At 67.0% G+C, this 26,733-nt stretch carries 26 protein-coding genes and 1 pseudogene; 17 read left to right on the plus strand and 10 right to left on the minus strand.

From position 1 onward, the window contains the following. Positions 1-42 precede the first annotated feature (42 nt). On the plus strand, positions 43-1,116 hold the full coding sequence (locus tag J2W14_RS17255; protein WP_307464781.1) for a quinone-dependent dihydroorotate dehydrogenase: 1,074 nt from the start codon (positions 43-45) through the stop codon (positions 1,114-1,116). Positions 1,117-1,252: 136 nt separating this feature from the next. On the opposite strand, the gene J2W14_RS17260 is transcribed toward J2W14_RS17255, so the two are convergent. Continuing rightward, positions 1,253-1,852, minus strand: a complete 600-nt coding sequence (locus tag J2W14_RS17260; protein WP_307464783.1) for a DUF3043 domain-containing protein — start codon at positions 1,850-1,852, stop codon at positions 1,253-1,255. A gap of 106 nt (positions 1,853-1,958) precedes the next feature. Here J2W14_RS17260 and J2W14_RS17265 point away from each other — a divergent pair, with 106 nt between their 5' ends. The 5 genes from J2W14_RS17265 (at position 1,959) to J2W14_RS17285 (ending at position 7,156) form a co-directional block, all read left to right on the plus strand. Further along, positions 1,959-3,389, plus strand: a complete 1,431-nt coding sequence (locus J2W14_RS17265) for a dipeptidase (protein ID WP_307464784.1) — start codon at positions 1,959-1,961, stop codon at positions 3,387-3,389. A 172-nt stretch (positions 3,390-3,561) separates the two neighbouring features. After that, the gene (locus tag J2W14_RS17270; protein ID WP_307464786.1) at positions 3,562-3,951 is read left to right on the plus strand and encodes a HesB/IscA family protein; all 390 of its coding nucleotides are present in this window, start codon (positions 3,562-3,564) and stop codon (positions 3,949-3,951) included. Between the two features lie 199 nt (positions 3,952-4,150). Continuing rightward, entirely contained in the window at positions 4,151-5,023 is an 873-nt protein-coding gene (ctaC, locus tag J2W14_RS17275; RefSeq protein ID WP_307464788.1) for an aa3-type cytochrome oxidase subunit II, read from the plus strand. Positions 5,024-5,033: 10 nt separating this feature from the next. Next, the gene (ctaD, locus tag J2W14_RS17280) at positions 5,034-6,758 is read left to right on the plus strand and encodes an aa3-type cytochrome oxidase subunit I (RefSeq protein WP_307464790.1); all 1,725 of its coding nucleotides are present in this window, start codon (positions 5,034-5,036) and stop codon (positions 6,756-6,758) included. Then, complete coding sequence (locus J2W14_RS17285) at positions 6,755-7,156, plus strand: cytochrome c oxidase subunit 4 (protein WP_307464792.1); 402 nt, start codon at positions 6,755-6,757, stop codon at positions 7,154-7,156. The genes ctaD and J2W14_RS17285 overlap by 4 nt, the downstream gene beginning before the upstream one ends. 105 nt (positions 7,157-7,261) lie before the next feature. Here the strand turns inward: J2W14_RS17285 and J2W14_RS17290 are convergent, their stop codons facing one another. Beyond that, a complete protein-coding gene (locus tag J2W14_RS17290; RefSeq protein WP_307464793.1) occupies positions 7,262-7,555 on the minus strand; it encodes an HPr family phosphocarrier protein in 294 nt (97 codons plus the stop codon). Positions 7,556-7,746: 191 nt separating this feature from the next. On the opposite strand from J2W14_RS17290, the gene J2W14_RS17295 reads away from it, so the two are divergent. Beyond that, positions 7,747-8,514, plus strand: a complete 768-nt coding sequence (locus J2W14_RS17295; protein WP_307464999.1) for a GntR family transcriptional regulator — start codon at positions 7,747-7,749, stop codon at positions 8,512-8,514. A 150-nt stretch (positions 8,515-8,664) separates the two neighbouring features. Here J2W14_RS17295 and qcrB read toward each other — a convergent pair whose 3' ends face one another. The 4 genes from qcrB to ctaE form a co-directional block, all read right to left on the minus strand. After that, positions 8,665-10,344: a cytochrome bc1 complex cytochrome b subunit gene (gene qcrB, locus J2W14_RS17300; protein WP_307464795.1), complete on the minus strand. Its 1,680-nt coding sequence runs from the start codon at positions 10,342-10,344 to the stop codon at positions 8,665-8,667. After that, on the minus strand, positions 10,322-11,392 hold the full coding sequence (qcrA, locus tag J2W14_RS17305; RefSeq protein ID WP_307464797.1) for a cytochrome bc1 complex Rieske iron-sulfur subunit: 1,071 nt from the start codon (positions 11,390-11,392) through the stop codon (positions 10,322-10,324). Before qcrA ends, qcrB begins: the two co-directional genes overlap by 23 nt. A gap of 102 nt (positions 11,393-11,494) precedes the next feature. Next, the gene (gene qcrC, locus J2W14_RS17310) at positions 11,495-12,280 is read right to left on the minus strand and encodes a cytochrome bc1 complex diheme cytochrome c subunit (protein WP_307464799.1); all 786 of its coding nucleotides are present in this window, start codon (positions 12,278-12,280) and stop codon (positions 11,495-11,497) included. An 86-nt stretch (positions 12,281-12,366) separates the two neighbouring features. After that, entirely contained in the window at positions 12,367-13,041 is a 675-nt protein-coding gene (gene ctaE / locus J2W14_RS17315) for an aa3-type cytochrome oxidase subunit III (RefSeq protein WP_442512637.1), read from the minus strand. A 112-nt stretch (positions 13,042-13,153) separates the two neighbouring features. Between ctaE and trpD the strand changes: the two genes are divergently transcribed. Then, complete coding sequence (trpD, locus tag J2W14_RS17320) at positions 13,154-14,212, plus strand: anthranilate phosphoribosyltransferase (RefSeq protein ID WP_307464802.1); 1,059 nt, start codon at positions 13,154-13,156, stop codon at positions 14,210-14,212. 62 nt (positions 14,213-14,274) lie between these two features. Here trpD and J2W14_RS17325 read toward each other — a convergent pair whose 3' ends face one another. Together J2W14_RS17325 and J2W14_RS17330 are read right to left on the minus strand one after the other, a co-directional pair. Continuing rightward, positions 14,275-14,556: an Lrp/AsnC family transcriptional regulator gene (locus J2W14_RS17325; RefSeq protein WP_307464804.1), complete on the minus strand. Its 282-nt coding sequence runs from the start codon at positions 14,554-14,556 to the stop codon at positions 14,275-14,277. A 99-nt stretch (positions 14,557-14,655) separates the two neighbouring features. Continuing rightward, on the minus strand, positions 14,656-15,096 hold the full coding sequence (locus J2W14_RS17330; protein ID WP_307464805.1) for a DUF3054 domain-containing protein: 441 nt from the start codon (positions 15,094-15,096) through the stop codon (positions 14,656-14,658). Positions 15,097-15,289: 193 nt separating this feature from the next. Between J2W14_RS17330 and J2W14_RS17335 the strand changes: the two genes are divergently transcribed. Beyond that, the gene (locus tag J2W14_RS17335) at positions 15,290-15,766 is read left to right on the plus strand and encodes a VOC family protein (RefSeq protein ID WP_307464807.1); all 477 of its coding nucleotides are present in this window, start codon (positions 15,290-15,292) and stop codon (positions 15,764-15,766) included. Between the two features lie 157 nt (positions 15,767-15,923). After that, positions 15,924-18,104 (plus strand): elongation factor G-like protein EF-G2, encoded by a 2,181-nt coding sequence (locus tag J2W14_RS17340; RefSeq protein WP_307464808.1) that lies wholly within the window; start codon positions 15,924-15,926, stop codon positions 18,102-18,104. A gap of 146 nt (positions 18,105-18,250) precedes the next feature. Here the strand turns inward: J2W14_RS17340 and J2W14_RS17345 are convergent. Continuing rightward, positions 18,251-18,538, minus strand: a pseudogene (locus J2W14_RS17345) (phytase); the annotation flags it as partial. A gap of 414 nt (positions 18,539-18,952) precedes the next feature. Between J2W14_RS17345 and J2W14_RS17350 the strand changes: the two are divergent. Next, entirely contained in the window at positions 18,953-19,723 is a 771-nt protein-coding gene (locus tag J2W14_RS17350) for a sigma-70 family RNA polymerase sigma factor (protein WP_307464810.1), read from the plus strand. Here the strand turns inward: J2W14_RS17350 and J2W14_RS17355 are convergent. Next, positions 19,681-20,622 (minus strand): glycosyltransferase family 9 protein, encoded by a 942-nt coding sequence (locus J2W14_RS17355; protein WP_307464811.1) that lies wholly within the window; start codon positions 20,620-20,622, stop codon positions 19,681-19,683. The genes J2W14_RS17350 and J2W14_RS17355 overlap by 43 nt on opposite strands. Positions 20,623-20,718: 96 nt before the next feature. On the opposite strand from J2W14_RS17355, the gene J2W14_RS17360 reads away from it, so the two are divergent. From J2W14_RS17360 to J2W14_RS17385, 6 genes are read left to right on the plus strand one after another with little or no spacing between them, the layout of a single operon-like run. Then, entirely contained in the window at positions 20,719-21,270 is a 552-nt protein-coding gene (locus tag J2W14_RS17360; RefSeq protein WP_307464813.1) for a D-glycero-alpha-D-manno-heptose-1,7-bisphosphate 7-phosphatase, read from the plus strand. After that, positions 21,267-22,343, plus strand: a complete 1,077-nt coding sequence (locus J2W14_RS17365) for a glycosyltransferase family 9 protein (RefSeq protein WP_307464815.1) — start codon at positions 21,267-21,269, stop codon at positions 22,341-22,343. The genes J2W14_RS17360 and J2W14_RS17365 overlap by 4 nt, the downstream gene beginning before the upstream one ends. Further along, a complete protein-coding gene (locus J2W14_RS17370; RefSeq protein WP_307464818.1) occupies positions 22,340-23,356 on the plus strand; it encodes a glycosyltransferase in 1,017 nt (338 codons plus the stop codon). Before J2W14_RS17365 ends, J2W14_RS17370 begins: the two co-directional genes overlap by 4 nt. Continuing rightward, entirely contained in the window at positions 23,353-24,630 is a 1,278-nt protein-coding gene (locus J2W14_RS17375) for a glycosyltransferase (protein ID WP_307464819.1), read from the plus strand. Before J2W14_RS17370 ends, J2W14_RS17375 begins: the two co-directional genes overlap by 4 nt. Beyond that, positions 24,627-25,322 (plus strand): D-sedoheptulose-7-phosphate isomerase, encoded by a 696-nt coding sequence (locus J2W14_RS17380; protein ID WP_370871339.1) that lies wholly within the window; start codon positions 24,627-24,629, stop codon positions 25,320-25,322. The genes J2W14_RS17375 and J2W14_RS17380 overlap by 4 nt, the downstream gene beginning before the upstream one ends. Then, complete coding sequence (locus tag J2W14_RS17385) at positions 25,319-26,695, plus strand: PfkB family carbohydrate kinase (RefSeq protein WP_307464821.1); 1,377 nt, start codon at positions 25,319-25,321, stop codon at positions 26,693-26,695. Before J2W14_RS17380 ends, J2W14_RS17385 begins: the two co-directional genes overlap by 4 nt. Positions 26,696-26,733: the final 38 nt, after the last annotated feature.

The raw sequence follows: 26,733 nt of genomic DNA on the forward strand, positions 1-26,733 counted from the left end.
TGCGGGTTTGGTCTGGGCGCCCGGAACCGCAAAACTAGAGCCATGCGCGTATATCCGACCTTCTTCCGGCTGGCCTTCTCATGGATGGACGCCGAACGCGCCCACAAGATCGGCTTCAAGGCCATCCGGCTCGTCCACTCCTGCGGCGCCGGACGGGTGCTGCAGAAGTTCACCGCCCCGGCGGCGTCCCTCCAGACCCAGGCGTTCGGCCTGACGTTCCCCTCCCCGTTCGGCCTGGCGGCCGGATTCGACAAGGAGGGCCACGGGATTGAGGCCCTCACCGAGCTGGGGTTCGGCCATGTCGAGGTCGGCACCATCACCGGGCAGGCCCAGCCCGGGAACCCCGCGCCGCGGCTCTTCCGCCTGGTCGAGGACCGTGCCGTGATCAACCGGATGGGTTTCAACAATGACGGCGCCGCCGCCGTGGCGCCCCGCCTGAAGTCCGCCCGCGCCGCCCTGCAGCGCCGCCACCCCGGCGTCCGCCCGGTGATCGGAGTCAACATCGGCAAGAGCAAGGTCGTGGAACTTGAAGACGCCGTGGCCGACTACCTGGTCAGCGCCCGCAGCCTCGCGCCCGCCGCCGACTACCTCGTGGTCAACGTCAGCTCCCCGAACACCCCGGGCCTGCGGCTGCTGCAGGATGTCGAAACCTTGCGCCCGCTGCTGACCGCCGTGGGGGAGGCGGCGGACCAGGCGTCCGGACGCCACGTTCCGCTGCTGGTCAAGATTGCCCCGGACCTCAGCGATGAGGACATCGACGACGTCGCCCGCCTGGCACTGGACCTGAACCTGGACGGTATCATCGCGACCAATACCACCGTCGCCCGCGCCGGGCTCTCCTCCAGCGCCGACAAGGTGGCGGCGTGCGGTGCCGGAGGGCTGTCCGGCGCACCGCTGAAGCGGCGGTCGCTGGAGGTGCTCGCCCGGCTGAAGGCGGCCACCGGTGGCAGACTGACCCTGGTTTCCGTGGGCGGCGTCGAAACCGCGCAGGACGTCCAGCAACGGCTCGACGCCGGCGCCACCCTCGTGCAGGGATACACGGCGTTCCTCTATGAAGGACCGTTCTGGGCCGCCCGGATCAACCGGCTCCTCGCGAAGCACCCGTCCCGGCGCTGAGCCGCCCTACACCGCACCGACCACACCCGTCCCGGCGCTGAGCCGCCCTGCACCGCACCGACCGTCCCCGGCTGCCGGGGGGACGACAAAGCCCCCGGCAGTCAGACTGCCGGGGGCCCTGTGTTGATGGCGTGAGTCAGGCGGGGTATTCGCCGCGTTTGACGAGGGGCTTGGGAAGGCGCAGGCGGCGGAACTGCAGCGAACGCATGGAGCCGTACCAGACGGTGCCGCGTTCCACGTCCCCGAACTTCTCCTCCAGGCGCTTCTTGAGCTTCCGGGACAGGATAAAGACGTCGACGAAGACCGCCAGGAACATCACCCAGAACCCGCCCAGGACGTAAATCATCTGTTCGCTGGTGGACGGGACGAGGAGTGAGACGATCACGAAAATGAGCGCGCCGAACATCAAATATTCGCCGAGGCTGAAGCGGGCGTCCACGTAGTCACGGGCGAAGCGCTTCTGCGGGCCCTTGTCGCGCAGCGGCAGGAACCTCTCGTCGCCGGTGTCCATGGCCTGCCGCATCTTGAGCCGCTGCTCCTGGACCGCTGCCCGCTCGGCGGCCTTCGAAGCCTTGCGGTCCTCGGGCACGAGCGGCCGTTTGCGGGCCGCCACCTGCGCGCTGCGCTTGGGCGTGGGCGCGCCCTTGCCGAGGGCGGTGTCCCGGGCTGCTGCCCCGGCCGCCTGCTGGTCAACTATGTCCTGCGCCGATGGCGCTTCTTTTTTACGTCCAAACACCCCTTCAGAATACCCCGGTGCGGCGCGCGCGAGACCCGGCCCACAGGTCAGATGACGCGCTGTTGCCCTGTTTGAAGTGATCCGCGGCACCGGTAGTGTTCTGGCCATGACTCCATTACCCGCGGGGAACCCGCAAACCGCCACTGCCCGGGTCGGAAATGTCGACACCGAGGCCCTCCGCCAGGCCGTTACCGAATTGTTCGACACCACGATCGCCCAGCTGACGGAGCTCGTCGCCATCCCGGGCATCGCCTGGCCCAGCTTCGACCCCGCACCGCTGAACGCCAGTGCCGACGCCGTCGCCGACCTGGTCCGTGCCAGCGGCTTCGACGAGGTCCTGATCCTGCGCTGCGACAAGGAAGACGGGACCCCGGGCGGCCCCGCCGTCGTCGCCCGCCGTCCGGCCGCCGCAGGCAAGCCGTCCATCCTGCTGTATGCGCACCACGATGTGCAGCCCACCGGAGACCTGGCGCTGTGGGAGACGGAGCCCTTCACCGCCGTCGAACGCGACGGGCGGCTGTACGGGCGCGGCGCGGCCGACGACAAGGCCGGGATCCTCGCGCACATCGCGGCCTACTCGGCCGTGACCCGGGTGCTGGGCGACGACCTGGGCCTCGGCGTGACCTTCTTCTTCGAGGGCGAAGAGGAGGCCGGCTCGCCGACCTTCCGGACCTTCCTCGAAACCCACCGGGAACTGCTGAGCGCCGATGTGATCGTCGTGGCCGACTCCAGCAACTGGAAGGTCGGCATCCCCGCGCTGACCACCAGCCTCCGCGGCCTGGTCGACGGCACCATCGAGGTCAAGGTCCTGGACCACGCCGTCCACTCCGGCATGTTCGGCGGCCCCGTGCTGGATGCCCCGACCCTGCTCTCCCGGCTGATCGCCACCCTGCACGATGATGCGGGCAACGTGGCGATCGCCGGGCTGGCCAGCCGGGACGACGTCACCGTTGACATCTCCGAGGAGCAGTACCGCGCCGACGCCTCGGTGCTCGACGGCGTCCGGCTCGCCGGCACCGGGACGATCGCCTCGCGGATGTGGACCAAACCGGCGCTGTCGATCATCGGCTTCGACGCCCCGGCCGTGGACGTCGCCTCCAACACCCTCCTGCCCCGGGCACGGGCCAAGTTCAGCCTGCGGCTGGCGCCCGGACAGGATCCGGCCGAGGCGATGGACGCCGTCCGCCGGCATGTGGAAGCCAACGCGCCGTTCGGCGCCCACGTCGTCTTCACACCGGGAGAGAGCGGCAACGCCTTCCTCACCGACACCTCCTCCAAGGCGGCCAGCGTCGCGATGTGGGCGCTCGGCGAGGCGTGGGGCGTGCCGGCCGTGGAGACCGGCATCGGCGGCTCCATTCCGTTCATCGCCGACCTGACCGAGCTGTACCCGGACGTGCAGATCCTGGTCACCGGCGTCGAGGACCCCGATTCCCGGGCGCACAGCGCGAACGAGTCCCTCCACCTGGCGGACTTCCGGAACGCCATTGTGGCCGAAGCCCTGATGCTGGCCCGCCTGAATGAGGAAGGACTGGCCTGAGCGGACCGGCCGGCGGTGCGCCCCGGGGAACATCCTGCCGGCCGGGACGGTTACGTCAGGAGTTAGAGCTACAGGGCTGATCGACGTAGCATGTAGCTATAGCCCGTACCGTTCAAGTAGGGGCGGGTGCCGCGGGAGCGGCGCCGCCACCACCGTCGTTAGAAGGTAGGCCATGAGCACTACAACCAATGAAAACAGCGCCGACAGCACCGCCACGGCGGGCGAGGAACTGGCAACGCACGAGGTCAAACTGACCGACGTCGCCGCCGGCAAGGTCCGCAGCCTGCTCGAGCAGGAAGGCCGCACCGATCTGCGCCTCCGCGTGGCCGTGCAGCCCGGCGGTTGCTCTGGCCTGATTTACCAGCTCTACTTCGACGAGCGGCTCCTCGACGGCGACGCCGTCCGCGACTACGACGGCGTCGAAGTTGTGGTCGACAAGATGAGCGTCCCGTACCTCAGCGGTGCCAGCATCGACTTCGAGGACACCATCTCCAAGCAGGGCTTCACCATCGACAATCCCAACGCCGGCGGCTCCTGCGCCTGCGGTGATTCCTTCCACTAAGGCCGGGCTGTCTGCCCGGCCTTAGTGCCGCAGGATTCACAACGAGCGGACCCGGTAAAAAGGTCCCGACGCACGGCGCGGACATGTGGGCGAAAACTCGCGGGGAGCGGTAAGCTCTACACCGAGTAGTAAAACTTTTCGTGTGCCCTGACCGCCATTTTGCGGCCCGGGCAACAGCAACAAGTAGGAAGGGCCGTCTGTGAGTTCGCAGAACCGAACCGGCAGCCGACGCAAACAGATCACTACGATCACTGGCTTGGCACTCGCCGGCGCGTTGGCTTTGACTGGATGTTCACCAGAGGTACAGAAAGGGTGGCTGCCCACCGAGCGTGGCACCACCAACCACACTGACCGCATCATGGACCTCTGGGTCAACTCATGGATTGCCGCCCTGATCGTGGGCGTCATTACCTGGGGCCTGATGATCTGGTGCATCGTCGCCTACCGCCGCCGCAAGGGCACCGTCGGGTTCCCGCGGCAGAACAGCTTCAACCTGCCCCTTGAGGTCTTCTACCTCACGATCCCGCTGTTCATGGTCCTGGTGTTCTTCTACTTCACCGACCGCGACCAGCAGGCGATTGACAACCGCGCCGAGCCGGCCGACGTCGTCGTTGACGTCCGCGGCAAGCAGTGGGCGTGGGACTTCAACTACAAAAAAGGCGACGTCATCCGCGAGGATGTCCACGAAGCCGGCGTCCAGGCGCACCTCACCGGCGAGGAAGTGGACAAGGAAAAGCTGCCCACCCTGTACCTCCCGGTCGACAAGTCGGTTGACCTCGAGCTGAACGCCCGCGACGTCATCCACTCGTTCTGGGTCCCCGCCTTCCTGCAGAAGCGCGACATGATCCCCGGAAAGACCAACTACATCAGGTTCACCCCCACCAAGGAGGGGACCTACGACGGCAAGTGCGCCGAACTCTGTGGCGAATACCACTCCGAAATGCTGTTCCGCGTGAAGGTCGTTTCCGACGCCGAATTCCAGGCGCACCTGGAGAAGCTGCGCCAGGACGGCAACACGGGCCTCCTCGGCGAAGAGTACGACCGCAACCCGGCCCCGACCGAAACCAAGTAAGGGGAGCGACGTGGCAACTACCTATTCACAGCCCACCGGGATCCTTGAGGCTCCCGTAGTACCGAAGTCCAAGGGACGCATCGTCGTCAACTGGATCACCACGACCGACCACAAGACGATCGGGTACATGTACCTGATCGCGTCCTTCGTGTTCTTCTGCTTCGGCGGAGTCATGGCGCTGCTGATCCGCGCCGAACTCTTCGAGCCCGGCATGCAGATCCTGCAGACCAAAGAGCAGTACAACCAGCTGTTCACCATGCACGGCACCGTGATGCTGCTGATGTTCGCGACCCCGCTGTTCGCCGGCTTCGCCAACGTCATGATGCCGCTGCAGATCGGTGCCCCCGACGTCTCCTTCCCGCGGCTGAACGCACTGGCCTTCTGGTTCTTCCTCTTCGGTTCGACCATCGCCGTGTCCGGCTTCATCACGCCGCAGGGTGCGGCGTCGTTTGGCTGGTTCGCGTATGCGCCGCTGTCCAACACCACGTTCAGCCCGGGCGTGGGTGGTGACCTCTGGGTCTTTGGCCTGGCGCTGACCGGTTTCGGTACCATCCTCGGTGCGGTCAACTTCATCACCACCATCATCTGCATGCGCGCCCCGGGCATGACGATGTGGCGGATGCCGATCTTCACCTGGAACATCCTCGTCACCTCCATCCTGGTCCTGATGGCCTTCCCGCCGCTGGCCGCGGCACTCTTCGCCCTCGGTGCGGACCGCCGCTTCGGAGCCCACATCTTCGACCCGGAGAACGGCGGCGCCGTCCTCTGGCAGCACCTGTTCTGGTTCTTCGGACACCCGGAGGTCTACATCATCGCCCTGCCGTTCTTCGGCATTGTCTCGGAGATCTTCCCGGTCTTCAGCCGCAAGCCGATCTTCGGCTACAAGGGCCTGGTCTACGCAACCATCTCCATCGCAGCGCTGTCCGTGACCGTGTGGGCCCACCACATGTACGTCACCGGCTCGGTCCTGCTGCCGTTCTTCTCCTTCATGACGATGCTCATCGCCGTGCCAACCGGCGTGAAGTTCTTCAACTGGATCGGCACCATGTGGCGGGGATCGATTACCTTCGAAACCCCCATGCTGTGGAGCATCGGCTTCCTGGCGACGTTCCTCTTCGGCGGACTGACCGGCATCATCCTGGCCTCCCCGCCGCTGGACTTCCACGTCTCCGACTCCTACTTCGTGGTGGCCCACTTCCACTACGTCGTCTTCGGCACCGTTGTCTTCGCCATGTTCGCCGGCTTCTACTTCTGGTGGCCGAAATGGACCGGCAAGATGCTCAACGAGCGCCTTGGCAAGATCCACTTCTGGATGCTGTTCCTCGGGTTCCACGGCACCTTCCTCATCCAGCACTGGCTGGGCGTTGAGGGCATGCCCCGCCGCTACGCGGACTACATGCCGCAGGACAACTTCACCTGGATGAACCAGTTCTCCACCTACGCCTCCTTCCTGCTGGGCGCCTCGCTGATCCCGTTCTTCTGGAACGTCTACATCACCTGGCGCAGCAACGAGCGGGTCGAAGTGGATGACCCGTGGGGCTTCGGCGCCTCGCTCGAGTGGGCGACCTCCTGCCCGCCGCCGCGCCACAACTTCACCTCGCTGCCGCGGATCCGTTCGGAGCGTCCCGCCCTGGACCTTCACCACCCCGAACTCTCCCAGTCATACACCGTCGAATCTCCTGCCCCGGCAGCAGCAACGCTCGGTAACGCCGACCAGAAGGATCAAGCCCAGTGAAAATCGAATCAAGGCTCTTCGGATTCGGAGTCTTCTTCTTCGTCCCGGTCGCGATCATCTACGGATTCCTGACCGAATGGACCGAGTGGGTCGGCACCCTTGGTGTTCTCCTGCTCGGGGGCCTCTCGCTCATGATCGGCGCCTACCTCGCTTTCACCGCCAAGCGCGTCGGGATGCGTCCCGAGGACCGCAGCGATGCGGAGATCCACGAGGGCGCCGGTGAACAGGGTCACTTCAGCCCCTGGAGCTGGTGGCCGCTGGTCCTCGGCCTGGCCTCGGCCGCAGGATTCCTGGGCCTGGCCATCGGGTTCTGGATCGTCTACATCGCGGCCGGTCTTGCACTGGTCGGCCTGGTCGGCTGGGTCTACGAATACAGCCGCGGAGACCACGCGCACTAACGTCCGTAAGGACACATACTGACCAATAACGACGGCGGGCCCCACCATTTGGTGGGGCCCGCCGTCGTTGATGGCTGGGGAGCCCGTGCAGGGCTGCTGTGGAGCTCAGCGGGACCGGGCGGACTCCAACACTGCCCGGAGGCCGTCCAAGGCCGCCTCGACGTCCCTGGTGCTGCAGCGCTCCGGAATAGCGCCGGGGGCCACGGCCAGTTCCACCTTGCAACCGTACTGGAAGTCCTCGGTCATGACTTCCAGCAGCGAGCGGGCATCCACCGCCGGCCTGCCGTCCCTGCTGATGGTGACGGGCAGCCCGGTTTCCAGGACAGCGCGGACGAAAAGCGCTGCAGGCCTTGCATGCAGTCCGACGTCGGCCTGGACGACTGCGTTCCGTACTGGCAACGGGGCTCCCTTGTCTCAAATGGTGGCGGTGGTGGGGCCGGCGGGGAACCGGCGCATTTAAGCCTAGCCGGGGCAGCGTTCCCGGGCGAACCAAGACAAGCGGGTGGTCTAGACCTGCGGGGGTGTGGCTTAACCTTGAGGTATGACTCATTCCGGAAGGCAGCGCAGTGGCGGCCTCTGACGCGGCACGCATGGTCGGCGAGATCGACCGGAACAACGGCACGCCCATCTACGTCCAATTGCGGGAAATCCTCAGGACCCACATTGTCAGTTCCTGTCCGCCCGGGTCGGCGCTGCCCTCCGAACGGGACCTCGCCGAGCGTTTTGGCCTGGCCCGGATGACGGTGCGCCAGTCCATCGACGCCCTCGTCGGCGAGGAAGTCATCGAGCGCGTGGTGGGCCTGGGCACCTTTGTCCGGAAACCCAAGCTGGACCTGCAGGTCAAGCTGACCTCCTACAGCGAGGAAATGCAGCGGCGCGGCATGGTCCCGGCAGCCAAGGTCCTCAGCTTCGAGCAGATCGGCGCCAGTGCCTTCCTGGCCCGGGAACTCCAGCTCGAGGAGGGGACGCCCCTGGTGCGGTTCCGCCGCCTGCTGCTGGCCGACAACGAGCCCATGAGCGTGGACGAGAACTTCATCCCGGCCCACCGCGTGCCCGGACTGCTCGACGGCGAACCGCCCACTTCCCTCTACAACGTCCTCAGTGAACGCTACGGGCTGGTGATGGAGTGGGGGGAGGACATGATCGAGGCCACGGCCGCCTCGCCGTCCACGGCCCGCCTGCTCAACGTCGAGGTCGGTTCGCCGCTGCTGAAGATCCAGCGCCACGCCTTCGTGGCCCGCGCCATGGTGGACTACTCGGTGTCCTACTACCGGGCCGACCGCTACAAGCTCTGGGTGCCGCTGCAGCGCCCCGGCGTCCGCCCGACCCGCAACTACGCCTCCGGCTACCGCCCGTAACTGCAACGCGGGGTCACGTCGCGCCCGTTGAACCCTTCGGGATGGGCGCGAGGTGACCCCGCGTTGCCTGCCGGAGTCCTGGAGCTCCAGAGGAACGCAGAAAGGCCCGGTCCTGATGGACCGGGCCCTTCTGGTGTTCACTGCAGCTGGCTAGCGACTGAGCGTCTTCTGGGTGTCGCCTGACTCGATTGCCTCGTGGGCGCCGTGGTGGCCGTGGGCCGCCTCGAGCTCAGCGGGCGTGGCCGGGGCAACCCGGTCCTCGAAGAACCACTGCGACAGCTTCGCGCGGCGCTTCTCCTTCTTGTCAACGACGCCGTTGGCGTTCGGCTCCGCGGGAAGCGGAGACGGCGACTCGAAGCCGACGAGCTTGTAGCGCTTGTACTCGTCCAGCGGGGCGTGGACCTCGATGAACTCGCCGTGCGGCAGGCGCACGATACGGCCGGTTTCGCGGCCATGCAGGGCGATCTCGCGGTCCTTGCGCTGCAGGGCCAGGGCAACACGCTTCGTGACAATGAAGGCGATGACCGGGCCGATGAAGAACAGTGCCCGCAGCCAGTAGGTCACATCGTTCAGCGACACGTGGAAGTGCGTGGCGATGAGGTCCGAACCGGCAGCTGCCCACATAACGCAGTACCAGACGAAGCCGGCCATGCCGATGGCCGTGCGCGTCGGGGCGTTGCGCGGACGGTCCAGGACGTGGTGCTCGCGGCCGTCCTTGGTGATCCACCGTTCGATCCACGGGTACATGAACATCACGGTGAAGAGGATTCCCGCCGGCACCAGGGCCGGGAGCAGAACGTTGAAGCTGAAGACCTGGCCGAACCAGACCTGCTCGACGCTCCAGTTACCGATGGTGCCCGGCATGAGACGGAGTGCACCGTCAACGAATCCGATGTACCAGTCAGGCTGGGTGCCGGCCGAGACGGGGGAGGGGTCGTAAGGGCCGTAGTTCCAGATCGGGTTGATGGTGAAGAACCCTGCCATGAGGGCGACAACACCGAATACGATGAAGAAGAATCCGCCGGCCTTGGCCGCGTACACCGGGCCAAGGGGGTAGCCGACGACGTTGCCGTCGTTGCGTCCCGGGCCGGGGTACTGGGTGTGCTTGTGCACGACCACCATAAAGAGGTGCATCACGATCATCAGGAGGATGAGCGCCGGGACCAGCAGGATGTGGAGCATGTACAGGCGGCCGATAACCATGGTGCCGGGGAATTCACCGCCGAAGAGGAAGAACGAAATGTACGTTCCGATCACCGGGATGGACTTGATCACGCCGTCGATGATGCGCAGGCCGTTGCCGGAGAGCAGGTCATCGGGGAGGGAGTAGCCGGTGAAGCCGGCAGCCATCGAGAGGATGAGCAGCACGCTGCCCACCACCCAGTTCATTTCACGGGGCTTGCGGAAAGCGCCGGTGAAGAAGACACGGAGCATGTGCACGGAGACCGAAGCGACAAACAGCAGCGCGGACCAGTGGTGGACCTGCCGCATGAACAGACCGCCGCGGACATCGAAGGAGATGTCCAGCGAAGAGCTGTACGCGACGGACATTTCGACGTTCTTCAGCGGCGTGTAGGAGCCCTGGTAGTGCGTCTCCGCCATCGAGGGGTCGAAGAAGAACGTCAGGAACGTGCCCGAGAGGAGCAGGATGACGAAGGAATACAGCGCCACCTCACCGAACATGAAGGACCAGTGGTCGGGGAAGACCTTGCGGCCGAATTCACGGAGCATCCCGGAACCGCCGACACGCTCGTCAACGAAGTTGGTGATGCGGCCGCCCTTCGTCTTGGCGACGAAGGCGGGGGCACTAGGCGTTGATGTTGCGGACATGCTGCTCACGCTCCCAGTAGCTCGGTCCAACAGGTTCATGGAAGTCGCTGGTGGCGACCAGATAGCCTTCGGAGTCCACCGCGATGGGCAGCTGGGGCAGAGGGCGGCTGGCCGGGCCGAAGATAACCTTGCACTGCTGGGTCAGGTCGAAGGTTGACTGGTGGCACGGGCACAGCAGGTGGTGGGTCTGCTGCTCATACAGGGCAACAGGGCAACCAACGTGGGTGCAGATCTTGGAGTACGCAACAATCCCGTTGTACGCCCAGTCCTCGCGGCCCGGGGAGGGGTGAAGCTCCTCCGGGTTCAGGCGCATGAGCAGAACAACAGACTTGGCCTTCTCGTTCAGCTTGCCTTCGTGCAGTTCGTTCAGCCCATCAGGGATGACGTGGAACGCGGAGCCGATGGTGACATCCGCGGCCTTGATGGGGGTGCCATCGGGGTCGCGGGTGAGCCGCTTGAGCTTGCCGTCCTGGGGGGCCCACATGGTGTGTGCCAGCGTATTGTCCGGACGCGGACCCAGATCACCGAAGATGGCGAGGGCCGGCAGGGGAGCCAGCGCCACGGCGCCCAGCAGGGTGTTGCGGATCAGCGGACGGCGCTTGATGCCGGTTTCCTCGGCGATGTCGTCGACGATCCGGACAGCGGCCTGGCGGTCTTCCTCGGTGCGGATGGCATGGCGCTCTTCCGAGACTTCATGGTCCGGCATGAGGGCTTTGGCCCAGTGCACGATGCCGGTGCCGATGCCAAGCATGGCAAAGGCGGTGCCGAGGCCCAGCAGCATGTTCTGCAGCCGAATCGTAGCGATCCCGGTGTCGTCTCCCAGATCGATGGCGAAGTACGCCACCAGGAATATCAGCGTGCCAACGACCGAGGTCCCGAACAGAAGGGCTACCTGCCGTTCTGCTCGCTTGGCGGCCTTCGGGTCCGTGTCAGCCAGGCGCAAACGATGCGGAGGAAGTCCAGGATCCTGGAACTTCTCCACCTCATTCTGACCAGCCCTAGCTACGGTGCCCGAGTGGTTCGGACTGCCGTCACTATGGTTGCCCATAATTCGCCTCATCCCTCTCTCGTCTCGGCAAGTGCCGAGTTAGCTTTCAATTCAAACTGCTGACGGGTCAGCAGAAAACTCTTACAGGTGCAACAGGTTGGCTTAGGACGTCCGGGACGTCAGCCAGATAGTAAAGGCAATGATGACGCCCAGGCCGGCGATCCAGACAAACAGGCCTTCCGACACCGGTCCCAAAGCACCCAGATCGGCGCCGCCAGGTGAACCGTTGGCTTCGATCTGCTTCAGGAAGGTGATGATGTCGCGTTTGCCCTCGGGGCCGACATTTGAGTCGCTGAAGACCGGCATGTTCTGCGGGCCGGTGACCATGGCTTCGTAGATGTGCTTTTCGGAGACACCGCTCAGGGCCGGAGCGAATTTGCCCCGGGTCAGCGCGCCGCCGGCAGCAGCAGCGTTGTGGCACATGGCGCAGTTCACGCGGAACAGCTCGCCGCCGTTGGCGGCGTCGCCCTGGCCATCAAGGACATGTGCCTCCGGGATGGACGGGCCGGGGCCGAGCGAGGCAACGTAAGCGGAGAGCTGGTGCGTCTGCTCCTCGTTGAACTGGGCGGGCTTCTTGTAGGCCTGCGGGCCGTTCATCTGCATGGGCATGCGGCCGGTGCCGACCTGGAAGTCGACGGCGGCAGCGCCGACGCCAACCAGGGAGGGGCCGTCTTGGGACCCGCTGGCGCCCATGCCGTGGCAGGTGGCGCAGTTGGCGGCAAAGAGTTTGCCGCCTTCCTCTGCGTCATTTGCGCTGAAGCTGGTGGTGGCCTTGGCCTGGTTGACGGTGGTGGCTACGGCGTACAGCCCACCAGTGACCAGGAGGCCCATCAGCAGCAGTGCAATTGCTGCTAGCGGGTGACGTCGCTTCTGCGAGAGTGCCTTCACGTGGTGGTTCCTTTTTTCGATCCTGCGTTGGCTCCGGGAGCCACTTCTTGAAATTCTGCCTCTTGTAGAAAAAGAGTCAAGTCTTGCTACTTGAGGACGTAGATGACCAGGAAGAGGCCGATCCAGACGACGTCGACGAAGTGCCAGTAGTACGAGGTGACAATCGCGGAGGTTGCTTCGAAGTGGCCGAACTTCTTCGCTGCGAAGGAGCGGCCCATGATGAGGAGGAAGGCAACCAGGCCGCCGATAACGTGCAGGCCGTGGAAGCCTGTGGTGATGTAGAACGCCGAACCGTAGGCGTTGGAGGAGAGTGAGACATGCTCGGAAACGAGCATGGCGTACTCAGTCGCCTGGCCGGCCACGAAGAAGGCACCCATGACGAATGTCAGGGTGAACCATTCGTTCATACCCCAGCGGGTGAAGCTGAGGGGGCCGCCGCTTCGTCGCGGCTGAAGCCGCTCAGCGGCGAAGACGCCCATCTGGCAAGTAAAGGAACTTGCCACGAGGACGATCGTGTTGATGAGCGCAAACGGGAAGTTGAGCTTGGCTGTCTCGTCGGCCCACATCTGTCCGGAAGTCGAACGGAGTGTGAAGTACATGGCGAAGAGACCGGCGAAGAACATCAACTCACTGGACAGCCAGACTACGGTTCCTACAGAAACCATGTTCGGGCGATTCAGCGTCGGGTGCGCCGGGGTACTGGGGGCATGGGTCGCAGATGTCACATAGACATTATGTCTATAAAACTCCCTCCTGCCCAACGCAAACCGCGTTTTGGGGGGACTTTTTCTACAAAGACGCGAATTCGCGCGGAAAAGTTCCCGGACCCGTCCACATTGGTCTTTGCAGTGCGCACCTCGATAGCATCAGAACGTGACTTCTCAGGCATCTGCACAGGCGGCAGTCAACACGTGGCCGCGGCTCATCAACGCTCTCATTGACGGGACGGATCTCACCACCGGCAACACGGAGTGGGCGATGAACTCGATCATGTCGGGGGAGGCCACCCCGGCCCAGGTCGCGGGATTCCTCGTGGCCCTGCGGTCCAAGGGCGAGACCGTGGATGAACTGGTCGGCCTCGTCGAGGCGATGATCGCGAACGCGAGCCCCATTGAGATAGCAGGGCAGAAGCTGGACATCGTCGGAACCGGGGGAGACCAGCAGAACACGGTGAATATTTCCACCATGGCAGCGCTGATCGCGGCCGGCGCCGGCGCCAAGGTGGTTAAGCACGGCAACCGTGCAGCGTCGTCGACTTCCGGGTCCGCGGATGTCCTCGAGGCCCTGGGGGTCCGGCTGGACCTGCCGATCCCGCGGGTGGCTCTCAACGCGGAAGAGGCGGGCATCACGTTCTGCTTCGCCCAGGTGTTCCACCCCTCGATGCGCCATGCCGCCGTCGCCCGCCGGGAACTCGGCGTGCCGACGGCCTTTAACTTCCTGGGCCCCATGATCAACCCGGCCCACGTTCAGGCCTCGGCCGTGGGGGTGGCCAATGAGCGGATGGCTCCGCTGGTGGCCGGAGTCCTGGCCAAACGCGGCAGCCGCGGGCTGGTGTTCCGTGGGAATGACGGACTCGACGAACTCACCACCACCGGACCGTCCCGGGTCTGGGAAATCCGGAACGGGGCCGTGACCGAGGAAATGTTCGATCCGCGCGACCTCGGCATCCGCCAGGCAACCCTGGAGGAACTGCGCGGCGGGGACGCCGCCGCCAACGCCGCCGTCGTGCGGTCCGTGCTGGCCGGCGGCCCCGGTTCGGCGCGCGATGCTGCCCTGCTCAACGCCGCGGCCGGACTCGTGGCCTTTGACCTGGATGCTGTCGGACCGTTCAGTGAGCGGATGGCCGCCGCGTTGAAGCGCGCGGAAGAGTCCATCGAGTCGGGTGCAGCGGCGGCCGTACTGGACCGGTGGGTCGCACTCTCGCGCAGTTGAACAGTCCGGGGGAACACCAGCCGGCGGGGCGGCTCAGCTGCCGGGCGCCGGCCTGCAGAATCCTACTGTTCGAACCCGAGGGCGAAGGCCGCGTCGAGGTCGTGCTGGGAATAGGCCCGGAAGGCGATCTGGGTGGTGGTGTGGACAACGCCGGGAACCTTGGAGAGTTTGTCCGCGATGACGTCGGCAAGATCGTCGTGCTTCGGGACCCGGGCGATGGCGATGAGATCCCATTCGCCGGTCACCGAGTAGACCTCGCTGATGCCCTGGATGGCGGAGATCTCTTCCGCGGTCTCCGGGATGCGGGAAGCGTCTGTCTTAATCAGGACGAAAGCGGTGACCACGTGTGAGCCTTTCCGGATCTGTTGCGCCGTTGCCGGCCAAGTGCAGGCGCCGGGCGGTACTCCACCGGGCCCCGGCCATGTCCCTGCAAGCCTAGTCCATTACGCCCCGCGGCGGCGTGTGTTGAACCGCCGGACGGCGGCGGCCAGGAGGCGGTATCCGAGCAGCAGAAGGCCCAGGCTGAGCAGCGCCACGATGACGAACGGCAGGACCACGGTCTGCCCGGTGACGGCCCGCAGGAGCATCCCGACAGTGACCGTGCCGAGCCAGACGCCGACGCCGGCCGGCAAGAGGGCCAGGGGCGCGCGCCACACACGCAATGCCAGCCAGGCGAGGGCCGCGCCCACGAGGAAGGGCCACGCCGTGGAGAATACGCCGAGGACGATGTCCCCGCGCTGATGGGCGTCCCGGCCGATGGCCGCGAAGACGAGAATCAAGGCGGCATCAGTGCAGGCTGCCAGCACTGCCGTCCGGCGTGCCGCCGTTCCCGGCGCGGAGGAGGTGGCGGCAGGACGGGGGAGCGGGGGCGTTGCGGAAGGCATGCTCCAAGCGTAGCCCGGCGGGCTGGAGGGAAGCAGATCCGGCGTTCGTCGTTACGGTCACGCGGGGGGAGGCCGGTCAGGCGGGGCCTTTCGTTGTGCCGGTTATCCCGCGGGACTAGGCTCGGGCTGACAACCCCGCGCTGCCGCCGGATTCCGCCTCGCGGCACGGGCCCGACGGAAAGAGGACAAGACCGTGGCCGAGAAGATCACCACCTGCCTGTGGTTCGACAACCAGGCGGAAGAAGCCGCCGGGTTCTACACCTCCGTCTTCGACGGAGGGAAGGTACTGGATGTCTCCCGCTACGGCGAGGGCGGTCCCGGCCCGGCCGGCCAGGCGATCACCGTGCGGTTCGAAATCGAGGGGCGGACCTTCACGGCCTTGAACGGCGGACCGGCCTTCACCTTCAACGAGTCGGTCTCCTTCGTCATCGATTGCGCCAACCAGGCGGAAGTCGACCGCTACTGGGACGCCCTGCTCGCGGGCGGCACCGAAAGCCAGTGCGGCTGGCTCAAGGACCGGTACGGCGTCTCATGGCAGGTGGTCCCCTCCGCGCTGGGCGGGCTGATCGGGGGCCCGGACCCGGAGGGGTCCCAGCGGGCCATGCAGGCCATGCTGGGAATGCGGAAGCTTGATATCGCGGCGCTGCAGCAGGCCTACGACGGTAAGTAGGTAGGGACAGCGGCCCCGCACAGCACCGGCGCTGGGCGGAGTTGGCCGTTGCGTCTTGCCGTCGGTTCCTCCCAGGGTGTCCAATCCATATAGACAGCGGCACGCTTCACGGAGGCCGGCGGTTCGGCTCCCGACGGATGCAATCCAGGAGGTTCCCATGGCCACGAAAGACGCCAAGGTTCCGGCGAAGACCGCCGGCCGGGGCACATCCGAACTCCGGCGCGCCGACGCCTCCGATGTCCGGCCGCCCGAACAGCCGGGGTTGCTCCGGAACGTGGCGCTGGTTGGCCATTCGGGCGCCGGGAAGACGATGCTGGCCGAGGCGCTGCTGGCCGCAACAGGTGTGATTTCGCGGAAGGGCTCTATTACCGAAGGCACCACCGTGAGTGACTCGGAGCCTGCCGCGGTCCACCAGCAGCGCTCCGTCGCACTCTCCGTGGTGCCCGTACTGGTTGGCGATGTCAAGGTGAACCTGCTCGATACGCCGGGCTACCCGGACTTCATCGGCGAACTGCGGGCCGGGCTTCGGGCGGCGGACGCGGCGCTGTTTGTCGTCTCGGCGGTCGACGACATCGATGCTGCCACCACGGCCCTATGGGGAGAATGCCAGCGCGTTGGGGTGCCGCGGGCGGTGGTGATCAGCCGGTTGGACCACCCCAGGGCGGACTTCGACGCGGCGCTGGAGAAATGCCAGCGGGCGTTCGGCGACACGGTGCTGCCGCTCTACCTGCCAGTGCGCAACGGGGCGGAGGTCACCGGACTGCTTGGCTTGCTCTCGGGCACTGTCTCGGAAGGGCCGGCGGACGGGGCGCTGCCCCTGTCCCGGAGGGCCGACGACGTCGAACGCGCCGCCTCTGCGGCGGCGCGGGGAGCGCTCATCGAAGGGATCATCGCTGAAAGCGAGGATGAAGCGCTGATGGACCGGTACCTCGGAGGCGAGGACATCCCTGCCGAGGTCCTTATCGGCGACCTGGAGACGGCCGTCGCCCGGGGTTCCTTCCACCCGGTCATCGCCACGTCCGCCGAGACCGGCGTCGGACTGACGGAACTACTGGACGTTGTGGCACGGGCCTTCCCCCCGCCAACCGAACACGGGGGTCCGGCGGTGTCCCACCTTGACGGCACACCGGCCGCCACACCGGACTGCGACGCCGCGGGGCCGCTGCTCGGTGAAGTGGTGCGCACCAGCATCGACCCGTTCCTGGGCCGTGTCTGCCTGGTCCGCCTCTTTTCCGGCACACTGCGCGAGGACACGGCCGTTCATGTGGCCGGGCACGGTCTGGCGGACCGGGGCCACGCCGACCACGACAGTGACGAGCGTGTCTCCCACGTGTATTCGCCGCTGGGATCCAGCCTGCGGCCGGTGCCGTACAGCGTGGCGGGGGACATCTGCGCCCTCACGAAACTGGGGCCGGCCGAGACCGGCGACACGGTATCGGCCAAGGACATGCCGCTGCTGATCCAGCCGTGGGAGTTGCCGGACCCGCTGCTGCCTGTTGCCGTCGAGGCGGCCTCCCACGGCGACGAGGACGCCCTCGCCCGGAGCCTGGGAAAGGTCGCCGCCGGGGACCCGGCGCTCCGGGTGGAACGGAACGCCGAGACGCACCAGCTCATCCTCTGGTGCATGGGCGAGGCGCACGCGGACGTCGTTCTGGGCAGGCTGCGCGATCAGGGCGTGAACCTGCAGACCGTCGACGTCGTCACCCCGCTGCGGGAGACGTTCGCCGGGCGCGCGGCAGGCCACGGCCGGCACGTCAAGCAGTCCGGCGGCCACGGCCAGTACGCCGTCTGCGATATCGAGGTGGAACCCCTGGAACGCGGCGCCGGTTTTGAATTCGTCGACAAAACCGTGGGAGGGGTCATTCCGGGACCCTTCATCGCCTCGGTGGAGAAGGGCGTGCGGGCGCAGATGCAGAAGGGCGTCTCGGCCGGTTTCCCGGTGGTGGATATCCGTGTGACCCTGCTCGGCGGCAAGGCCCACAGCGTGGATTCTTCGGACGCCGCCTTTCAGGCGGCGGGGGCGTTGGCCTTGCGGGAGGCCGCGGCCGCCGGGAGCATCCAACTGCTGGAACCCGTCTCGGCGGTCACCATCAGCGTGTCGGATGAGCATGTGGGCGCGGTGATGAGCGACCTGTCATCGCGCCGGGCCCGGTTGACCGGAACGACGTCGACCGGGGGAGGCCTGACGGAGATCACGGCCGAAGTGCCGGACCAGGAGCTCCTGCGGTACACGATCGAGCTTCGCGCCCTGACGTCGGGAAGCGGCCGTTTCGACCGAAGCTACCTGCGGCACGAGCCGGTGCCCGCTGCCGCCGCCCGTGCCGCCACCAAGGACTAAGGACCCGTCCGGGACGCACGCCGGCACCCCCGGCAAGTGGCCTATTTGAGGACAGAACTGAGGGGGACGTACTGTCCACGGAACTGCGGCTGGTTCCGGCGTCAGGTTCCGCGCCGTATTTCCAGACGCCGGTGCCCTCCTGCCTACTACAGGTGGCCGAGCTCATCGTCAGCGACGCAGCTCTCGGTGATGCTGCTGACCGGCAGCGTCCTGACGGGGACGGCGTCGACCTTGCCTGCCCCGTCATCGACCAGCTCGAATTGCTCGACCGATCCGGGCCTGTTGGGGGTCACGAAGGCATAGAACTTTCCGCTGGCCCTGCTGCGGTACGTGCAGAAGCCGTAGTTGGGTGCCTCCGTCCCGATGCTGCGGGATGCGACCGGTGACAGGGTCCTGGCTGCGGTGTCCAGGGACCAGAGAGACAGCGTGTTGTTCGACCGGTTGTTGCCCCGACCAGGACCAGTGACGACCCCGACGACGGGAAGCCGGCCCTGAGGTCAGGGTTGCCGATCATGCCGTCAGGCCGGAAGTGGATCAACGTACCGTTCATGTCGAAGACGCCGATCCCCCCGCCGGACGTGGACTTCTTGTCAGCGATGACCACGCTGTTGGCCGGGTCGGCGGGACCGGCCCGGGTTCACAACCGACCAAGGCGGGGGTGCCCAGCGCAGCGGCGGTGAGCAATACCGCTAAAGATCGGACGTGCCGGCCATTGTAAACACCGCGTCACGCTGTTTAGCACACCGGACGGGAACGAAGAAGCATTGAATTATAAGCAAGCTTATGTTTTCCTGCTTCTAAGTCTTGCCACGGGCTTACTCCGAATCCATGGTCAAAGGAACGCGGACATGGTTGATTTCACGGAATTTTCGGCACCAAACGGGCAAATCCGGCAGGCCTTCGAGAACCAGCTCGTCGTGGACTACCTCGATCTGGCGGAGTCCCTGGCAGCTCGCTTCGCAGGCAGGGGCCGCGATCGCGAAGACCTGATCCAGGTGGCCTATCTGGCGCTCGTGAAGGCGGCGCGCGCCTTCGACGAATCCAAAGGCACCAGCTTCCCGGGATTTGCCGCCCCGACCATCACGGGGGAGCTCAAACGCTATCTGCGCGATCGGTGCTGGGTCGTCCGGCCCCCGCGGCGTGTCCAGAACCTCCGTACCCAGCTTCTGCGCGAGGGGCCCGAACTGGCCCAAGCCCTGGGCCGGACTCCGACTGCGGCGGAACTGGCGCAGGAGATGGGCGTTCGTGTCCAGGACATCCGGGAGGCGACGGCGGCCGCGTCCAGCATGCGGCCGGATTCCCTCGAGGCCACCGCCGGCGCTGGCGAGGGTCCGCCGCTGGCGGAGGCTCTCGCGGAACAGGATCCGGCGTTCGAGCGGCTGGACGAGCTCATCTGCCTGACTCAGGCCATTCGGGAACTGCCCGTTGACGAGCGGGAGCTGCTGTACCGCCGGTACTTCTGTGAGGAGAACCAGACCGACCTGGGCAAACGGTTCGGAGTGTCGCAGATGCAAATTTCCCGCCGCCTCTCAGGAGTGCTCGTCCGCCTGCAGCAGCGGCTCTCCGAGGGGGAGTCTCAAAGAAGCCGCAGATCCCGGACCGCGTCGAGCACTTCCTGAGCTGAGACGCCCAACAGTGCCGGGTCCGGATCGGAGGCGAAAATGTCGCCTCGGCGAAGCTCAGCCTTGGTCAAAGCGATGTGCGGCCCGGGCGGTGGACCCCATTCCTCGGGCGTGGCGGGCCCGAACAGCACTACGGAGGGCCGTCCGTAGGCGGAGGCAAGGTGGGCGGCTCCGGTGTCGGCGGAAACCACCAGGCGCGCGCTGGCCACCAGGGCTGCGAATTCCCTCAGCGACTGGGTGCCAGCCAGGACGGCCGGCGATGCTATCCCGGCCCGGCCCGCAACGTCCAGAGCCCGGTCCCTCTCGGCAGCGCCGCCGGTAAAGACCACGGTGTGGCCAGCGGTTTGCAACCGCCGGGAGACGTCGGCGAAGCGGCCGGCAGGCCATAGCCGGCTGCCGTAAGCAGCACCCACATGGACGATCGTGGCCCCGGGCGGTTGCGCGGGGACGTCTGGGTTGGCGATGAACAGGTCCTGCGGGTCGGCGTCGATTCCATGCCACTTTAATAGCCGCGTCCAGCGCTCCCGCTCATGGATGCCATCGCGCCACGGTGGCCCCACGGTCCGCTCCGACCCGTGCGAGATCGTCGTGTTTGGCAGGAGTTCCTCAATGCGGAGCTGGCTCTCGGGCCCGCGGCCGTGCAGGTTGACCGCAATGTCCACCGTCCCGGGCCTCAGGGCCAGAGGCTCGTCCAACCCGTGGGTCGCCAGCAGCTCGAATCCGCCCACCAACGCAACAGCGTCCCCGAGCCAGTTCTGCGCCGCATACAGCAGTTGATGCTGCGGGTACGCCCGGCGTAGGGCATGCAGCGCCGGGACGGCCACCAGCAGGTCGCCGAGCTTTAGCGCCCGCAGGACCAACAGCACCGGTCGGCCATTTCCGCGGAATCCACCCATCGCAGCCGCCCTTCCTGGTTCGTTAATTTCGGAGTCTAGTCCGGCGCCGCGGCTGCGCGTTGTTTAGCCGACGCATCATGGGGGAACGGGGCAGTTATGGAACCTTCTTCCGGACTACGGCTGAAAGCTGTCCTGTTCGACCGGGACGGCACCCTTGTCCGCGACGTGCCCTACAACGGAGATCCGGACAGGGTGCGCCCGATGCCGCAGGCGAGGGTGGTGCTGGACTGCCTCAGGGCCCAGGGCATCGCCACCGGCGTGCTCAGCAACCAGTCCGGGATCGGCCGCGGCGTACTGACCGTCGGCCAGGTCGCCGCTGTGAACGTACGGATTGAACAGCTGCTGGGCCCCTTCGATGTCTGGGATATCTGCCCGCACCGGCCCGAAGACGGCTGTTCGTGCCGCAAACCGGCGCCGGGCCTAATCCGCCGGGCCTGCCGGCGGCTGGGTATCGCACCCGGGGAGGCAGCTTACATCGGAGACATTGGATCAGACATTGAGGCGGCCCGGGCGGCGGGGGTGCGAGGCGTGATGGTCCCCACAGCCTTGACCCTGCCTGCTGAAGTCGACGCCGCACCGGAGGTGGCTGCCGACCTGCGATCCGCGTTGGTCCTGCTGTTGCCGGCAGCCGGTCGGAGCGTCCCGTGAGCCGCGTACTGGTTGCCAGGCTTGACGGAGCGGGCGATGTGCTGCTGGCGGGACCGGCAGTTCGCGCAGTGGCCTTCGGCCGGCGACCGGACGGCGGGGCTCCTAACGATGTCGTCGTCTTGTGCGGTCCGGACGGGGAGTCTGCCGCTTTGCTGCTGCCCGGCACTTCGGAGGTCTACAGCTGGAGCTGCCCGTGGATCGTGAAGCCGGCCCCCGGGGTCGACGGACGGCACCTTGAGACGCTTGCCGCGTTCGTCCGGGACTCCAGGATCGACGAGGCCGTCATCCTGACATCGTTTCATCAATCGCCGTTGCCGCTTGCCCTGCTCCTGCGGCTGGCAGGCGTGGACCGCATCACGGCCGCCTCGACGGACTATGCCGGCAGCCTCCTGGACGTCCGGTTGCGGCCGGGCGAGGACTTCCCCGAAGACCAGCCAGAAGCGGAGCGGGCCCTCGGCATCGCGGCCGCAGCCGGCTTCCGGTTGCCCCCGGGAGACGACGGCAGGCTCCGCGTCAAGGACTATCCCGACGTGCGCCCGTTGGTCGGGGACGAACCCTACGTCGTGGTCCACCCCGGGGCTGCTGCCCCGTCACGGGCCTGGCCCCCGCTGCACCACGCGGCGGCTGTGGAACTGCTCGAAGGAGCAGGGCACCGCGTCGTGGTGACCGGCGGCAGCGGCGAAACCGGACTGACAGCCACAGTCGCCGGACCGTCCGCCTTGGACCTCGGGGGGCGTACAGACTTGAGGACGCTGGCGGGTGTGCTCGCCGGAGCGGAGGCCCTGGTGACTGGGAACACCGGACCGGCGCACCTCGCGGCCGCGGTGGGGACACCGGTGGCGTGCTTGTTCTCCCCGGTCGTGCCCGCGGTCCGCTGGGCACCCTACGGTGTGCCGCTGGAAATCCTCGGAGACCAAAGCGCGCCCTGCAGGCTCAGCCGCGCAACAGAGTGCCCCGTCGCCGGGCACCCGTGCCTGTCCTCCGTGGCTCCCGAGCAACTGGTCGATGCGGTGGAACGACTCATCAGCGGAGTGCCCTCGCTGTCTACCCGCCGAAAGGTGCGCAACCCATGAAAATACTTCTCTGGCATGTCCACGGCTCGTGGACTGATGCGTTCGTCCGCGGCAGCCATGAGTACCTCCTGCCCGTGCTTCCCGGGCGCGGGGCCTGGGGTTTGGGCCGGGCAGGCCGTCCTTGGCCATCGACTGTCCGTGAGGTCCGGCTCGATGCGCTCGATGCGGACAGCGTCGACGCCGTCGTCCTGCAGCGTCCGGAGGAACTGGCGGAGGTGTACCGGGTCCTGGGCCGGAGGCCCGGCAAGGACCTGCCGGCCGCCTACGTGGAACACAACAGCCCCAGAGGGGACGTGCCGAACACAGTTCACCCTCTGGCCGACCAGCAGTCCATTCCGGTTGTCCACGTGACGCACTTCAATGAACTGTTTTGGGACAACGGCTCCGCGCCGACGATCGTGATCGAACACGGCATCCCCGACCCGGGCCCCCGCTACACCGGCGAGATCCCGGAACTCGCCGCCGTTGTCAACGAGCCGGTCCGGCGGCGGAGGGTGGCCGGAACGGACCTTCTGGGCCGATTTGCCGAGGCCGCGCCAGTGCGGATCTTCGGCATGGGCAGCGACGGGCTATCCGACGTCGCGGGTCTCTCGGCACCAAGGCTCACGGTCCGCGGGGACCTGCCAATGGAAGAGCTGCACCGTGAAATGTCACGCTGCCGGGTCTATCTCCATCCCTTTCGCTGGACATCCCTGGGCTTGGCGCTGCTCGAAGCCATGCAGCTCGGAATGCCTGTGGTGGTCTTGGGGACCACGGAGGCGGTGCGCGCGGTGCCGCCTGAAGCGGGAGCGATTTCAACCAATGTGGACGAACTTGTCCGCGCCGCGCGTCTGCTCATCGACGACCCCCAGGAGGCGCGCCGGCGGGGCGCGGTAGCCCGCGAGGTGGCGCTGGACCGCTACGGCCTGCCCGCTTTCCTGGCTGCCTGGGATGCCTTGCTGGGGGAGTTGTCCAACCCGCGGTTTCGGACCGGACGTGTTCTCGAGCCACCCCATGAAAGGACAAGCCAGTGAGGATTTCCATGGTTTCCGAGCATGCCAGCCCGCTGGCGGCCCTCGGCGGTGTTGACGCCGGTGGCCAGAACGTCCATGTGGCGGCCCTGTCCGAGGCGCTGGCGAGGCGGGGCCACCTCGTGACGGTGTACACGAGGCGGGACGCGGACGACCTGCCGCGCAGGGTACGAATCAACCCGCGCCTCGAGGTCGTCCATCTCCCGGCCGGCCCGGCTGCCCCCGTACCCAAGGACGAACTCCTTCCCTTCATGGGGGAGCTGGCCGAGGGCCTCCAACGCGACTGGGAGCACCGGCCGCCAGACCTGGTCCACGGGCATTTCTGGATGTCCGGCCTCGTGGCCCTCGCCGCGGCCCGCCCGGGACCAGCCGGGGTCCCCATCCCGGTGGTCCAGACCTTTCACGCGCTGGGCACGGTCAAACGGCGCCATCAAGGTACCGCAGACACGAGTCCGTTCGAGAGACGGTGGCTGGAACCCACCGTCGGGCGCAGGGCAGACCGGATCATCGCCACCTGCTCCGATGAAGTGGTCGAGCTGAAGGCGATGGGGATCCCGGCGGAGAGAATCTCGATAGCCCCGTGCGGGGTGGACCTGGACCTCTTTCCGGGCTCCGCGCCGGCCGACCGGTGCGACCGAACCCACCGGATTCTCTCGGTGGGGCGTCTAGTGCCGCGCAAGGGCGTCGACGTCATCATTCGGGCCTTGTCGCTCATACGCGCGGCAGGCCTTCGCGACGTCGAACTCCTCGTCGTCGGCGGCGACGGTGACGCCACAGCGACGGAGGCGGACTCCGAAGTCCGCCGCCTGCTGGCCATCGCCGCGGAGCAGGGCGTGCGACAGCAGGTCACCTTTCGGGGACAGGTGCCCCGACAGGCCATGCCGGGCATCGTCCGCAGTGCGGATGCGGTCGTTTGCACCCCCTGGTACGAGCCCTTCGGCATCGTCCCCCTCGAAGCGATGGCCTGTGGCATCCCGGTGGTAGCCGCTGCCGTGGGCGGTCTCAAGGACTCGGTTGTGGACCAGGTCACCGGGCTGCACGTGCCGCCCCGGGATCCGCACGCAACCGCTGGGGCTCTCATCCGGCTACTGTCCGAGCAGGGCCTGCGGCAGGACCTGGGCCGCGCCGGCCAGCAGCGTGCCCGGGCACTTTACAGTTGGGACCGGGTCGCCGCCGAAACGGAGGCGGCCTACCTGCAGACGCTCACCGAGGTCAGCGCCGGCACGCCGCGCGGTGTACCGGGCCGGCTGCATCCAGTGGAAGGAGCAGCGCTGTGACCGCCGAATGGCCTCTGACGGAGCCGCAACTCTGGGACCCGTTCGCGCCCCGGGCCGGGGCGCCGGGAACCCCTGACCGGATGGTCGATGGACGGGCTGTTCCGGACCCCGCCGCGGCCGTCGAGGCCCACCTGTGCAATGTGTTGCCGGCCCTGGAATCCCTGCGCAGCCACTCGCCAAAACTGGTCAGCTGGGGCCAGGAACTCGCCCGCCGGCTGCTGGCCGGGAACCGCTTGCTGGCCGCCGGGAACGGAGGGTCCGCCGCGGAGGCCCAGCACCTCACGGCCGAGCTCGTGGGGCGCTTCGACGGCGAAAGGGCCCCGTTTTCCGCCATATCCCTGCACGCCGACACCTCGGCTGTAACAGCCATCGCCAATGATTACGGGTTCGAAGAACTCTACGCACGGCAGGTTCGGGCGCACGGCCGCCCCCGGGACGTCCTGATGCTCCTCTCCACCAGCGGCAACAGCCCAAATCTGCTCAGGGCCGCGAAAACTGCAAGCCGCATGGGAGTCAGCACCTGGGCCTTGACCGGTCAGGGACCGAACCCGCTGTCACTCAGCTGCGACGAATCAATCGCCATCGATGGGCCCGCGGCCAACGCCCAGGAGTGCCATCTCATCGCCGTGCATGCCATTTGCCGGGCATTCGACGCCGAGGTGCAGGGAACGCGACAGGGGGTACGGCCATGAGGATCGTCGTTGCCGGCGATGTGCTGCTCGACGTTGACCTGGACGGCGCGGCCACCCGGCTCTGCCCTGACGCGCCGGTCCCCGTCGTCGACGTGTCGACCGTGAGGGGGAGAGCTGGAGGCGCCGGCCTGGTGGCCCGGATGCTTGCGGGCGAGGGACACCGGGTATGCCTCGTGACAGCAATTGGCGGGGACGACCCGGGGCGCCGGCTCCTTCAGGAACTAGGCGGAATCACCGTGGTCGCAGGGCGCTCGGGTGCCCCGACCCCGGTCAAGACCCGGCTCCGGGCGGACGGCCACCCGGTGGCCCGGTTCGATGAAGGTTGCCTGGACCGTTCCGAGCCCGAAGTGACACCGGACATGCTGACAGCCGTGGAGGAGGCCGAGGTCCTTGTTGTCGCCGATTACGGGCGGGGCCTGACCTCGAACCCGTCCCTTCGCGCGACCATCGCCCGGCTCGCACACAGCATTCCCGTTATCTGGGACCCGCACCCGGCGGGCGCCGATCCCGTTCCCGGCGTCGCTGTTGTGACGCCGAACCTCTCCGAGGCCCGCGCCGCCGCGGCAGTCATCACGGCGGGGGAGCCGGGCCGGCCTCCCGGGGTAGCAGACATTGCCGGGAGGCTGCTTCGGCATTGGCAAAGCAAAGCGGTCCTGGTCACGCAGGGTGCGAACGGAGCGACGCTCGTGTGCGCTTCGTCGCCGGCGCCCCTGCACCTCCCCGCACCGCGCGCCGCCGTCGCGGATTCCTGCGGGGCGGGCGACAGGCTGGCTGGCAGCCTCGCAGCCCATCTCGTGGCCGGAGAGGGCCTCGAGGAGTCCTGCCGCCGGGCTGTCCGGGACGCCGCCTTGTTCCTGGCAGCAGGCGGGGTCGCCGCCCTGCCTCTTGCGCCGCCGGCGCTGCCGTTTCCGGGGAATGCACCCGACGCGCTGGCTGTGGTCCGCCGCGTACGGGCAAACGGCGGGACCGTGGTGGCGACGGGGGGGTGCTTCGATCTCCTGCATGCCGGGCACGCCCGCACCCTTACGGCCGCCCGGAGCCTGGGGGACTGCCTGATCGTCTGCCTGAACTCAGACGCGTCCGCCCGGCGGATCAAGGGCGCCTCCCGTCCCATCATCGGCCAACAGGACCGGACGGAACTGCTGCTGTCGCTCGAGAGCGTGGACGCGGTCCTCGTTTTTGATGAGGACACCCCGGAACAGGTCCTGGGCCGGCTGCGCCCGGACATCTGGGTGAAAGGCGGGGACTATGACAGCGCCGAACTGCCCGAAGCTGCGCTGGTGGAGAGCTGGGGAGGCCGCTGCCTGGTAGTTCCCTACCACCCCGGGCGCTCCACGACCGGCCTCGCGGCTGCGCTGGCCCGGGTCGGTTGAAAGACAAACCAACTGAAACGAACCGGGTCTGCCGTGCC

The sequence above is a fragment of the Pseudarthrobacter oxydans genome (assembly GCF_030812335.1).
Lineage (GTDB): Bacteria > Actinomycetota > Actinomycetes > Actinomycetales > Micrococcaceae > Arthrobacter > Arthrobacter oxydans_B.

What these genes read in the sequence shown, in the direction of transcription:
- J2W14_RS17255 (WP_307464781.1), top strand. Translation starts at nt 43, where the DNA reads ATGCGCGTATATCCGACCTTCTTCCGGCTGGCCTTCTCATGGATGGAC.
- J2W14_RS17265 (WP_307464784.1), top strand. Translation starts at nt 1,959, where the DNA reads ATGACTCCATTACCCGCGGGGAACCCGCAAACCGCCACTGCCCGGGTC.
- J2W14_RS17270 (WP_307464786.1), top strand. Translation starts at nt 3,562, where the DNA reads ATGAGCACTACAACCAATGAAAACAGCGCCGACAGCACCGCCACGGCG.
- J2W14_RS17295 (WP_307464999.1), top strand. Translation starts at nt 7,747, where the DNA reads ATGGTCGGCGAGATCGACCGGAACAACGGCACGCCCATCTACGTCCAA.
- qcrB (WP_307464795.1), bottom strand. Translation starts at nt 10,344, where the DNA reads ATGTCCGCAACATCAACGCCTAGTGCCCCCGCCTTCGTCGCCAAGACG.
- qcrA (WP_307464797.1), bottom strand. Translation starts at nt 11,392, where the DNA reads ATGGGCAACCATAGTGACGGCAGTCCGAACCACTCGGGCACCGTAGCT.
- J2W14_RS17330 (WP_307464805.1), bottom strand. Translation starts at nt 15,096, where the DNA reads ATGCCTTCCGCAACGCCCCCGCTCCCCCGTCCTGCCGCCACCTCCTCC.
- J2W14_RS17340 (WP_307464808.1), top strand. Translation starts at nt 15,924, where the DNA reads ATGGCCACGAAAGACGCCAAGGTTCCGGCGAAGACCGCCGGCCGGGGC.
- J2W14_RS17350 (WP_307464810.1), top strand. Translation starts at nt 18,953, where the DNA reads ATGGTTGATTTCACGGAATTTTCGGCACCAAACGGGCAAATCCGGCAG.
- J2W14_RS17355 (WP_307464811.1), bottom strand. Translation starts at nt 20,622, where the DNA reads ATGGGTGGATTCCGCGGAAATGGCCGACCGGTGCTGTTGGTCCTGCGG.
- J2W14_RS17360 (WP_307464813.1), top strand. Translation starts at nt 20,719, where the DNA reads ATGGAACCTTCTTCCGGACTACGGCTGAAAGCTGTCCTGTTCGACCGG.
- J2W14_RS17370 (WP_307464818.1), top strand. Translation starts at nt 22,340, where the DNA reads ATGAAAATACTTCTCTGGCATGTCCACGGCTCGTGGACTGATGCGTTC.
- J2W14_RS17385 (WP_307464821.1), top strand. Translation starts at nt 25,319, where the DNA reads ATGAGGATCGTCGTTGCCGGCGATGTGCTGCTCGACGTTGACCTGGAC.